We start from the raw sequence: 11,089 nt of genomic DNA, 5'->3' as shown, positions 1-11,089 counted from the left end.
GAGTTGGGTAGGACGTCGGCATGAGCGAAACCACGCCCGAGGGAACCGAACCGTCCGACGACGACATCCGCCAGCATTCGCAGGACCCGGCCGAGGGGCCCGACCCCGACAAGGACGACGGCGATGCGGTCCCGCGCGAGCACACGCAGGACCCGGCCGAGGGCTGAAACCCGCTACGGATGCCCGGCGTGGGGCACGGCGACGTCCACGGTCACCACCCGCCCGGTGGGCTTCCCCTCGAACATCGCCTGCGGGCCGCGCCACTCTGTCGCCACAATGAACAGCGTGCGGCCGTCCGGGCCGCCGAGTGCACACGAGAAGCAGCCGCGGTCGAGTTCGATCGTCTGTAGCACCTGGCCGCCCTCGCGCACGCGGACGCAGTGCCGGTTGGGAACGTCGGCGTACCAGACCGCGCCCTCGGCATCGACGCAGATCCCGTCGGGCACGTCGGTGCCGAGTTCGGCCCACACCCGTCTGTCCCTCAGCCTGCCGTCGTCTGCGATGGCGAACGCGGTCAGCCGGTTGCGGTACGACTCGGCGACGATAAGCGTCGTGCCGTCGGCCGTCACCGCCATGCCGTTGGGGAACCACACGTCGTCGGCGACCTCGCGCACGGTGCCTTCCGGGCTCACGAGGGCAACGGTGCCGCTCGTGGGTGGTGCGCCGCTCATCAGGTCGAAGCCGGCTTGGTTGATGTAGGTGTTGCCGCGACCGTCGACGACGATCTCATTCCACCCCGGTGCGAGCGCGGCGACGTCCGCGTGCGGCACGAGCGATCCACCGCCCTCATCGCGGTCGAGCCGGCTGGAGACGACGAGCAGACGTCCGTCGGGCAGCCAGTCGATGGAGAACGGGAAGCCGGCCACCCGGTGCATCACCTCGCGCCGTCCGTCGAGGTCAACGGCGACGATCTCGCCCGTTCCCCAGTCGGCAAACCAGAGCCGCCCGTCGTGCCAGCGAGCGGACTCGCCGAAGGTGAGGCCGTCGCACAACACGCGGGGTTCGGGCACGCGGCCGAGGCTAATGGCACGCTGGGCCGCGACATGACTCTTTTTCCACCGCTCGGTACCGCGGCCGACCCGGACGCGCTGTACCTCGGATTCACCGAGTGGGTCGCCGAGCAGGGGATCGAGCTCTACCCGGCGCAGGACGAGGCGCTGCTCGAGCTGGTCACCGGCAGCAACGTCGTCCTGACCACGCCGACCGGCTCCGGCAAGTCACTGGTGGCGGTCGGCGCGCACTACTTCGCGCTGGCCGGCGGCGTCCGCTCGGTGTACACCGCGCCGATCAAGGCCCTGGTCAGCGAGAAGTTCTTCGCACTGTGCGCCGTGTTCGGCTCGGCCAGCGTCGGCATGATGACCGGCGACGCGGCGGTGAACGCCGACGCGCCGATCCTCTGCTGCACGGCGGAGATCCTGGCCAACGTCGCGCTGCGCAGTGGGGCTGCGGGCGACCTCGGGGTCGTGATCATGGACGAGTTCCACTACTACGCCGATCCCGACCGCGGCTGGGCGTGGCAGGTGCCGCTGATCGAGCTCACCGGGGCGCAGTTCCTGCTCATGTCGGCCACCCTGGGCACCGTCACCGAACTCGCGGCCGAGCTCGCCCAACGCACCGGCCGACCCACGCACGTCATCGGCACCGACGTCGAACGCCCGGTCCCGCTGCACCACTACTACGCCACCACTCCACTGCACGAGACGATCAGCGACCTGCTCGCCGGCGGCCAGGCGCCCATCTACGTCGTCCACTTCACGCAGGCCGCCGCGCTGGAACACGCGCAGTCACTGACCAGCATCAACGTCGCGACCCGCGCGGAGCGCGACCTCATCGCCGAGGCGATCGGCGACTTCCGGTTCACCGCCGGCTTCGGGCGCGTGCTGTCGCGGCTCGTCCGGCACGGCATCGGCGTGCACCACGCCGGCATGCTGCCCAAGTACCGTCGCCTCGTCGAGCAGCTTGCCCAGGCCGGCTTGCTCAAGGTCATCTGCGGCACGGACACGCTCGGCGTCGGGATCAACGTCCCGATCCGCACGGTCGTCTTCGCCGCCCTGTCGAAGTACGACGGTCAGCGCACCCGGCAGTTGCAGGTGCGCGAGTTCCTGCAGATCGCCGGACGGGCCGGCCGCGCCGGCTTCGACACCGCCGGGACGGTCGTCGTCCAGGCGCCGGAGCACGAGGTCGAGAACGAGCGACTGCTGGCCAAGGCCGGCGACGACGTGAAGAAGCGCCGCCGCGTCGTTCGCAAAAAGGCGCCGGAGGGCTTCGTCTCGTGGGGACGCAACACCCACGAACGGCTGCAGACTGCGGCGCCCGAGCAGTTGACCTCGCACTTCCAGGTCACGCCGGCGATGGTGCTGAACGTGATCGCCCGGCCGGGAAACGCATTCACGTCCATGCGTGAGCTGATCTTCGCGGCGACGCCGGACCCGGCCGCCCGGAGGCGGCACGTCCGCGCGGCGATCCAGTCGTATCGCTCCTTGCTGGCGGCCGGTGTCGTCGAACGCGTCGACCCACCGGACGAGTTGGGCCGCACCGTGCGGCTGGTCGCGGAGTTGCCGGTCAACTTCGCGCTCAACCAGCCGCTGTCGACGTTCGCGCTCGCCGCCCTCGACCTGCTCGATCCGGAGTCGGACACCTACGCACTGGACGTGGTGTCCGTCCTCGAGTCGACGCTGGAGGATCCGCGTCAGGTGCTGGCCGCCCAGCAGAACATGGTCCGCGGCGAGGCGGTCGCGGCGATGAAGGCGGAGGGGATCGAGTACGAGGAGCGGATGGAGTTGCTCACCGAGGTGACCTATCCCAAGCCGTTGGACGAACTGCTGTCCGGCGCGTTCGCGATCTACCGCCAGACCCATCCGTGGCTGGCCGAGGACCAGCTGTCATCGAAGTCCGTGGTGCGGGACATGTGGGAACGCGCGATGACCTTCACCGAATACGTCTCCTTCTACGGGCTGACGCGCAGCGAGGGCCTGGTGCTGCGCTACCTGACCGACGCCTACCGCGCCCTGCGTTCGGGAGTGCCGGACGCCGCGCGCACGGAGGCGGTGGCCGACATCGTCGAATGGCTGGGGACGCTCGTGCGCCAGGTCGATTCCAGCCTGCTCGACGAGTGGGAGCAGCTGACCTCCGGGATGGTTCCGGCCGGGCCGGGCGAGGCGCGTCCGACGACGCCCGACACGCTCTCGGCGAACACGCGGGCCTTCACGATCCTGATCCGCAATGCGCTCTTCCGGCGGGTCGAACTCGCCGCCCTGCGCCGGGTCGCCGACCTGGGTGAACTCGACGGCGACGCCGGCTGGGGCACCGACGAGTGGCGCGCGGCGCTGGACCGGTACTTCGCCGAGTACGACCGCCTGGACACCGGCGGGGACGCCCGCAGCGCCGCACTGGTGCACCTGGACACCGGCGCGCCCGGCGCCCGGACGTGGCGCGTCCGCCAGGTGTTCGACGATCCCCAGTCCGACCACGACTGGGGCATCAGCGCCGAGGTGGACCTCGACGCGAGTGACGCGACCGGCGAGCCGGTGATCACCGTGCTCGACGTCGCCCCGTTCGGGCCGTGATCGGCACCACCCATTAATTTTGCGCAAAAGTTGTTCAACAGCTGCACAAACGCCTGCCCGGCGGGTACAACGAATGCCGAGCAACCAGAGTGAGGAGGTGAGGCGGGAATGACCGCGCGTGTTGACCCTCCGCGCGAGGATGGCTCCGGATTCAGTGACCGGTCGGCCGCCCTGAACGAGGCCCGCCGCCGCATCGAACATCTCGAGACAGCGCTGCAGACGAATCGCCGCATCGGGGTCTCGATCGGGATCCTCATGAGCCGGCACGGACTGTCCGAGGATCACGCCTTCAACCTGCTCGCGCGGGCGAGTCAGCTGTCCAACCGGAAGCTGCGTGACGTCGCCGAAGAGGTCGTCTACGAGGGCGACCTCCCGCATGGCACGGCGCACACCGCCGAGGACCGATCCGACTCCGACCTCGACGCCGTCGGCTGAGCGCGCGCGACTGGGGGGCGGGCTGTCAGCGGCGGCCGAGAATGCCGCGCCGCCGCGCACCCCCGGCGAGCGCCGTGACGCCGAACGCGATGCAGCCCAGCACGAACAGCCAGAACAGACCCTTGATGATCAGGCCCAGAATGCCGATGAACACCCAGAGGGCGAGCAGGACGAGCAGGACCTTGGCTACTGACGACATGGCGGCCTCCTACCCCTCATAACCTCCGGCCCGGCGGCGAAGTTCCCGCGTGATGGTCAGCCGAGACGCCGTATCGTTCATGTGTTCTAATCATGGAATGAAGGTCGTGCGTTGTCGGGGGTGTGGCCAGCCGATCAAGGTGCCCGACCGCGCGCGGCCACCCGAGTGGTTCTGTTCATCGGCCTGCGTGCCCGTCTGCGCTGCCCGCGGGTGCACCACCGTCGCGCGGGGCACCACGGGCCGGTGCTGGGTGCACCGGCGCTCGTGAGGTCAGGCAACGGGCAACGCCGCGAGGTCGACGAGGGCGGGACCCACCGTGGGCGGCTGCCAGCCTTGCCGGAGGAGCGCCCGGACGCGGCCCTGTGCCGGATCGAGGACGTCGGGTCCCGCGGTCATGCCGAAGTACTGCCCGGCGAGAGGCGCGATGGACGGGTCGAGCGCCGCAGCCGCGCAGATGACGTCGGACGGTATCGGTTCGGTCAGGTCCAGTCGTCCGCCGGCGAAGCGGTGCAGCATCGTGCGGTCCGAGCGGACGTGGTCGAGGTACCAGGGCCGGATGTTCTCCTCGGCCCAGAGATCGAGCGCGAGCGACGCGTCGAAGAGATCCTTCGTGGGGTCATCGAGCACGGCGAGCAGGTGCTGCACGTGCGGCAGCGCCAGGCTCAGGTAGCGCCCGGCCACCGGATTCAACGTCGCCACCGCGTCCCCCACGAAGAGCAGGCCGCGGGCCGGCGGCAGGCCGAGTGCGGGTCCCTGCAACCGATAGGTGTTCGTCAGGTTTCCGCCGACCAGCGGACCGGTGATGGGTTCGAACCGGTCGGGGTCGGCCCACGGGGCCAGGTTCGGGACGGCCGCGGCGGCGCGGTCGAATCCGGTTTCGGTGCGCAGCAACGCGGTGTCCCTCGCTGACGTCGGGAAGCACAGCAACAGCGAATGGGTGCCGCTGTCCTGCGGCATGACGAGGGAGTAGTAGTCCGGCCCGACGGCCAGTGAAGGCGCGCGCAGGTCGCAGCCCGGTCCGCCTGCCCGGGCGCGGTACATCCGGGAAAGGTAGGAGAACCCGCACGAGCCGCCCTCGACCGGTCCGCGCAATTCGTCGGCGAGACGGGTGGACCGCCCGGTCGCCACGATCACGAGCTCGGCCTCCAGCTCGGCACCGTCGACCTGCAGCCCGCGCGCCTTCCCCCCGCTGACGAGGACGCGGTCGACGTGTCCGGTGATCCACCGCAGCCCGCGTTGCCGCCGGGCGGCTCGGCGCAGCGTCCGCTCGACAACCGACCGTCGGCAGTAAATCCCGGCGGACTCTTCAGGCGCGCCCGGTCGCTGCCGGACTTCGGCGCCGGCGGCCAGCAGATCGTCGTAGACCTCAGGGAGTGCAGATTGCAACGCCCATCTCACCTGAGGGCGGAAGCCGTGCGGGTGGAGGAACTGCATCACCCCGGCGCGCGACCACGATCCGTCCGCGGCCGGACCGGGGTCGCGGTCGACGACGCACACGGTGTGACCGCGCCGGGCCAGCGTCAAAGCCGTGAAGAGCCCGACGGGCCCGGCGCCGGCGATTGCGATCTGCATGTCTGCCTCCTCGTTGTGAGTGGGGCAGACGGTAGGAACGACACCGCCCGACCGGCGTCGGCAGAACTGTGCAGATCGCTGTGTAACTTCGCCGGGTGCTCAGGTGAGACGGCGCTCGTATGCGTACGCGGTGGCCGCCGCCCGCGACGACACCCCGATCTTGGTAAAGATGTTGGCGAGGTGCCGCGCGACGGTCTTCTCCGACAGGAACAGCGTCTCGGCGATCTGCTTGTTGGTCGCGCCCGTCGCGGCGAGCCGAAGGACCTCGAGCTCTCGGGGCGTCAGGTCGTCGGGGACGGTGGCGCCGCCCGGTGCCCCCGATACCGTCGCGGACAGCAGCCGGGTCACTTCTTCGGGTCGGCACAGCGTCGCTAAAATGGCGCCGGCGACGGACAGTTCGAGGTCGGCGGTCTCACCGTCGCCGAGCAAGCGGCACGCCTGCGCGATGAGGATGCGGCAGCGCGCTCCCTCGTACGGTGCGTCGATCGCGACCCAGCCGGCCAGCGAGTCCCGCAGCGCGTCGATCGCCTGTTGCGGACGCCCCTCGGCCAGCGCCAGCCACCCACGCGACAGCGCGGCGTGCGCGGTCAGGAACGGCGAGTGGACACCCACGGCGATCTGGCCGAGCTCGTCCTCGCAGGTGCGGGCGAACGCGAGGTCGGCCGCGGCCACGCCGGCCACAACTCCGGCGCCGAGCAACTGGATGCGGGTGGCCGCCCGGTGCGTCTCGTCGAGTGCGCGGCGCAGCGCGGCGAGTGCGGTGTCGGCCCGGCCTTGGGCGAGGCGGAGCAGCGCCAGGCCGGGTTGCGGATCGCGTCCGTGCCGCAGCGCCTCGCGGTATTGCTGTTCGGCGAGGTCGTGGTCGCCCTGCGCCCGGTACAGCTCGCCGCACTGGTAGTGCGCCATACCTCGGGCCTGATCGGTGTCCTCGCCGAAGCGCGCGAGCAGGTCGTGGATCTCCGCGCCGGCGCCGTCCCAGTCGCCGCGCAGCTGCAGCAGTTCCGCGCGATGGACGGTGCACTGTCCTCGATACGGCACGAGGCCCGGTTGTCCGGCGCACCACCGGGTGAGCGCCTGGGTCCATTCCAAGCTGCGGCGCAGATCCAGGCACTCCTGGCAGGCGGCGATCACCGCACAGCCGACGAGCCCGACGACCGACGGTGACACGTCGGCCGATGTGGCCAGGACCATCACTTCGTCCAACTCGGCCAGGCCGCCGGGGAGATCGCCCGCGCTCACGCGGGCCTGCCCGTGCCCATTGCCGGCGAGCAGGCGCAGTTCGAGATCGCCGAACCAGTCGGCGATGGTGATGGCCTGCTCGAGCAGCGCCATCGCCTCGGCGTGCGCGCCGCCGAACATGGTCCGCATCCCGAGGTTGAGCACGTCGTAGCCGTCCCACACCGAGTCGGTGATGCCCGCGTCGGCCACGACGCTCGTCATCCGCCCGAACCAGCCGCCGCCGCGGGCGGCCTCACCGCGCAGCGTCAGGGCCAGGCCGAGCGAGAACGCCGTGCGCGCCGCGCCGTCGACGTTCCCGTCGCGGAGGTAGGCGAAGTGCGCACGTTCGCGGATCGCGTCGGATTCGGCGTCCGCGCCGGTGAGAAACGCGGCCAACCCCCACGCCTCGAGATCGCTCGCCTCGAGGGTGGGCGCGGAGCCGGGGTCGGCTTCGCCCCAGCTGTCGGCCTCGGCGAAGGAGTCGCGGGCGACCGCCCAGGCCCGCTGGGCGTAGGCCCGCCGGGCCGACTCGCGGGCCTCGTCGAACGACACGCAGCCATCGTCCAGACCGCACGCCACGCGCGCCAGTCAGCCGGCGCTGCCATCTGCACACAGAACTGCATAGTTCTGCCGACGCGGGGTATTGCCGCGCGCTCGTACGTTCTCTCCGACACCACGAGATCGGAGACCGTCATGAGCACCGGATACGCCATCGCCTACGCACTCGGGATCACGCCGTGGGAACGGGCGGGTGAGGCGGGCGGCGACGCGCTCGACAAGTTGATCGTCCGCGTCGAGCACGAACTCGGCGGCCCCGACCGCGCGCTCGACCTCGGCTGTGGCTCGGGTCTGCACACCGTGGCGCTCGCCCGCCGCGGTTGGCAGGTCACCGGCGTGGACGCGATCGGCAAGGCGGTCCGCTCCGCGCAAACGCGGATCGCAGAGAGCGGGGTGGACGCGGCCGTCGTCCGCGGTGACGTGACGAACCTCGATCCGGCGCAGGTCGGAACCGGCCACCGACTGCTGCTCGACATCGGGTGCTTCCACGGTCTGTCCGACGAACAGCGGGCGCGCATGGGCCGGTCGGCCTCGGCCGTGTCCGCGGACGACGCTTGGATGATCATGCTGGCCTTCCGCCCGGGTGGGGGCCGCGGGCCGCTGCCCAGGGGCGCCGACGATTCCGCCATTGAATCCGCTTTCGCCGGCTGGCGCGTCGTCGACGCCGAACCGGCCCCGACCGACGGTATGCCGAAGCCGCTGCGCAAGGCCGCCCCGATGTTCTATCTCGCTCGGCGCGGCTGATCCGGGGCTGGGCGGGGCTCGGAGCCACCGACCAGAGCAGATGACCAGATTCGGGGCGGGGGGTGGTTGCTCTGGTCGGCGCGAATCCGGGGCGTCCACAGGCGTAGCGGACGGTAGCTTTCGTCCGATTTGCCGCTTACGCTCGGGGGCGTGACGTCCTCGGCCCAGGCGATCCTCGAGGCCGAGGTGCGCGAGCTGGTGCGGCGCCGGGGCATTGACCCGATCGCGGAGCCGGCCGTCGTGGCCCGGCTGGTCGACGAGGTCGTCGCGGAGTACCGCGACCGGTCGATCACTGCCACGCTGCCGCCGCTCGGTGACGCCGCCGCGACGACCCGTACGGTCCTCGACGCGGTCGCGGGGTTCGGGCCGTTGCAGCCGCTGCTCGACGATCCCTCGGTCGAGGAGATCTGGATCAACGAGCCCGGCCGGGTGTTCCTCGCCCGGCACGGCCGCTCGGAGCTGACGACGATCATCCTGACGGCCGAGCAGGTGGCCGACCTGGTGGAGCGCATGCTGCGCCCGACCGGGCGGCGCATCGATCTGTCGACCCCGTTCGTCGACGCGATGCTGCCCGACGGATCGCGGTTGCATGTGGTCATCCCGAACATCACCCGTCGGCACATGGCGGTGAACATCCGCAAGTTCGCGATCGGGCTGCGGTCCCTCGACGAGCTCGTCTCCGTCGGGACGCTGACGGAGCAGGCCGCCCGCTTCCTCGAGGCCTCGGTCGTCGCCGGCCTCAACGTGTTGGTTGGGGGCGGGACACAGGCCGGGAAGACGACGCTGCTCAACGCGCTGTGCGGCGCGATTCCGGCGCGCGAGCGGGTGGTCACCGTCGAGGAGGTCTTCGAGCTCTCGCTGCGGGCGCCCGACGTCGTCGCTATGCAGACCCGGCAGGCCAACCTCGAGGGCACCGGCGAGATCCCGCTGCGGCGCCTGGTCAAAGAGGCGCTGCGGATGCGCCCGTCCCGGCTGATCGTGGGGGAGGTTCGGCAGGAGGAGTGCCTCGACCTGTTGATCGCGCTCAACAGCGGACTGCCAGGGATGTGCACGCTGCACGCGAACTCCGCGCGCGAGGCGCTGGTCAAGATGTGCACTCTGCCGCTGCTGGCCGGCGAGAACGTGTCGGCCTCCTTCGTGGTGCCGACGGTGGCGGCCAGTGTCGACCTGGTCGTCCATCTGGGTCTGGATGCGTCCGGCGCGCGCCGGGTCCGCGAGATCGTCGGCGTGGCCGGCCGGGTCGAGGGTGACGTCATCGAGACGACCGACCTGTTCACCTCCCGCCGCGGGCGCCTCGAACGGGCCGAGGGCTACCCGCCGCATCCGGAGCGCTACGAGGCGGCCGGGATCGACCTGATCCACACGCTCGGTCACCGAACCGACCGGCTGCAGGCGGCGGGGGAGCGCTGACGTGGGCGCGCTGCTCGGCCTCATCGCCGGTCTCGGGCTGCTGCTCATCTGGCGTAGCGGTCCGCGGGCGCCGCAGCGCCGCGACACCGGGCCGACGTGGACGGACCGCCGCCGCGATCTGCTCCGCCAGGCCGGCATCGACGGCGTCGGTCCGGCGCAGCTCGCTGGAGCGCAGGTGCTCTGCGCGGCGATCGCGTTCGTCCTCGTGGTCGCGCTGACCAGGACGGCAACGGTCGCCGCGGCCTTCGCCGTGTTCGCTTTCTGGCTGCCGGTCATCGTCGTCCGGCGGCTGCGGCGACGGCGCCAGGGTGCGCTGCGCGAGTTGTGGCCGGAGGCGGTCGACAACCTCGCGTCCGCCGTCCGGGCCGGGATGTCGCTGCCCGAGGGGCTCTCGGCCCTGGCCGTGCGGGGACCGGCCGAGCTCCGGCCGCCGTTCGCGCGCTTCGCTTCGGCCTACCGCGCGTCCGGCCGATTCGGCAAGTGTCTCGACGCGTTGAAGGACGATCTTGCCGATCCGGTGGGCGACCGGGTCTGCGAGACGATGCGCGTCGCCCGAGAGGTCGGCGGCAGCGATCTCGGGACGGTCCTGCGCACGTTGTCGGAGTTGCTGCGCGCCGACGCCCGGACCCGGGCTGAACTCGAGACGCGGCAGGATTGGGTGATCAACGCCGCCCGCCTCGCCGTCGCCGCTCCGTGGGCGGTGCTGCTCCTGCTGGGGACGCAGTCGGAGACGTTGCAGGCCTATGACTCACCTGGGGGCAGCCTGCTGCTGGCGATCGGTGGCGGCGTCTGCGTCGTTGCCTACCGGCTCATGCTGCGCATCGGCCGGCTCCCGGAAGAGCGTCGCGTCCTGCGGTGACCGGTCGTGCGCGCCCGCCGGCGGTCACTCGCCGCATCATCGACTTGCCGCAGTGGAACATCGCTTCCTGTACGTGAACCACGATCGCCAAGGAAGGCACCCTGCCTCCGACCGGCATCGACTCGAGCAGCGCTGCGTACTCGACCACCACCGCGGTGCCGGAGACGCGCACGACCTCGCGGGGATTCGGTACGACGAACATCAGGCCGATCTGCGGGTTGTCCAGCACGTTCCGGAAGGTGTCAATCCGGTGGTTGCCAGGACGATCAGGGATGGCCAGCGTCTTCGGATCTAGTACACGAACGAAACCTGGCGGATCGCCCTTTGGTGAGACATCCATGGCGCCGGACGCGGACGCGGACGCGACGACCACGAACGGGCTGCGCTCGATCCACACCCGGCAGTGATCGTCGATGTGATCGATCACCTTGTTGACCTGGCTCTCGAACTGTTCGCCCAGGATGGCGTCGACTTCCTCAACGGACGTCACGACCTGCTGGGGCACGTAAGCGAGATCCGCGCTCACGA

The 11,089-nt window shown here is 70.8% G+C and carries 11 protein-coding genes; 6 read left to right on the top strand and 5 right to left on the bottom strand.

Features of this window, described 5'->3' with window-relative positions:
- Positions 1-20: 20 nt before the first annotated feature.
- Positions 21-167 carry a hypothetical protein gene (locus ABR571_RS07135; protein WP_409452494.1) on the top strand — a complete coding sequence of 49 codons (147 nt, stop codon included), beginning with the start codon at positions 21-23 and terminating at the stop codon, positions 165-167.
- Between the two features lie 6 nt (positions 168-173).
- Here the strand turns inward: ABR571_RS07135 and ABR571_RS07130 are convergent, their stop codons facing one another.
- Complete coding sequence (locus tag ABR571_RS07130) at positions 174-1,010, bottom strand: SMP-30/gluconolactonase/LRE family protein (RefSeq protein ID WP_409452493.1); 837 nt, start codon at positions 1,008-1,010, stop codon at positions 174-176.
- A gap of 33 nt (positions 1,011-1,043) precedes the next feature.
- Between ABR571_RS07130 and ABR571_RS07125 the strand changes: the two genes are divergently transcribed.
- Both ABR571_RS07125 and ABR571_RS07120 read left to right on the top strand, forming a co-directional pair.
- Complete coding sequence (locus ABR571_RS07125; RefSeq protein ID WP_409452492.1) at positions 1,044-3,566, top strand: DEAD/DEAH box helicase; 2,523 nt, start codon at positions 1,044-1,046, stop codon at positions 3,564-3,566.
- 108 nt (positions 3,567-3,674) lie between these two features.
- A complete protein-coding gene (locus tag ABR571_RS07120) occupies positions 3,675-4,001 on the top strand; it encodes an ANTAR domain-containing protein (protein ID WP_409452491.1) in 327 nt (108 codons plus the stop codon).
- A gap of 25 nt (positions 4,002-4,026) precedes the next feature.
- Here ABR571_RS07120 and ABR571_RS07115 read toward each other — a convergent pair whose 3' ends face one another.
- From ABR571_RS07115 to ABR571_RS07105, 3 genes are all read right to left on the bottom strand, one after another.
- The gene (locus ABR571_RS07115; protein ID WP_409452490.1) at positions 4,027-4,200 is read right to left on the bottom strand and encodes a hypothetical protein; all 174 of its coding nucleotides are present in this window, start codon (positions 4,198-4,200) and stop codon (positions 4,027-4,029) included.
- 270 nt (positions 4,201-4,470) lie between these two features.
- A complete protein-coding gene (locus tag ABR571_RS07110; RefSeq protein WP_409452489.1) occupies positions 4,471-5,772 on the bottom strand; it encodes an FAD-dependent oxidoreductase in 1,302 nt (433 codons plus the stop codon).
- A gap of 99 nt (positions 5,773-5,871) precedes the next feature.
- Positions 5,872-7,542 (bottom strand): LuxR C-terminal-related transcriptional regulator, encoded by a 1,671-nt coding sequence (locus ABR571_RS07105; RefSeq protein ID WP_409452488.1) that lies wholly within the window; start codon positions 7,540-7,542, stop codon positions 5,872-5,874.
- A 141-nt stretch (positions 7,543-7,683) separates the two neighbouring features.
- On the opposite strand from ABR571_RS07105, the gene ABR571_RS07100 reads away from it, so the two are divergent.
- The 3 genes from ABR571_RS07100 (at position 7,684) to ABR571_RS07090 (ending at position 10,561) form a co-directional block, all read left to right on the top strand.
- The gene (locus ABR571_RS07100) at positions 7,684-8,292 is read left to right on the top strand and encodes a class I SAM-dependent methyltransferase (protein ID WP_409452487.1); all 609 of its coding nucleotides are present in this window, start codon (positions 7,684-7,686) and stop codon (positions 8,290-8,292) included.
- Between the two features lie 150 nt (positions 8,293-8,442).
- Positions 8,443-9,702, top strand: coding sequence for a CpaF family protein (locus ABR571_RS07095; RefSeq protein WP_409452486.1), 1,260 nt, complete (start codon positions 8,443-8,445; stop codon positions 9,700-9,702).
- A 1-nt stretch (position 9,703) separates the two neighbouring features.
- Complete coding sequence (locus ABR571_RS07090) at positions 9,704-10,561, top strand: type II secretion system F family protein (RefSeq protein WP_409452485.1); 858 nt, start codon at positions 9,704-9,706, stop codon at positions 10,559-10,561.
- Here the strand turns inward: ABR571_RS07090 and ABR571_RS07085 are convergent.
- Positions 10,512-11,087 (bottom strand): MSMEG_1061 family FMN-dependent PPOX-type flavoprotein, encoded by a 576-nt coding sequence (locus ABR571_RS07085; RefSeq protein ID WP_409452484.1) that lies wholly within the window; start codon positions 11,085-11,087, stop codon positions 10,512-10,514. The two genes, ABR571_RS07090 and ABR571_RS07085, sit on opposite strands and share 50 nt — an antisense overlap.
- Between the last annotated feature and the right edge of the window lie 2 nt (positions 11,088-11,089).

The sequence above is a fragment of the Jatrophihabitans sp. genome, assembly GCF_046262535.1.
In the GTDB taxonomy this organism is placed as follows: domain Bacteria; phylum Actinomycetota; class Actinomycetes; order Mycobacteriales; family Jatrophihabitantaceae; genus Jatrophihabitans.
The sequence above is the reverse complement of the archived record's forward strand: the minus strand, read 5'-3'. Positions and strand labels throughout refer to the sequence as shown.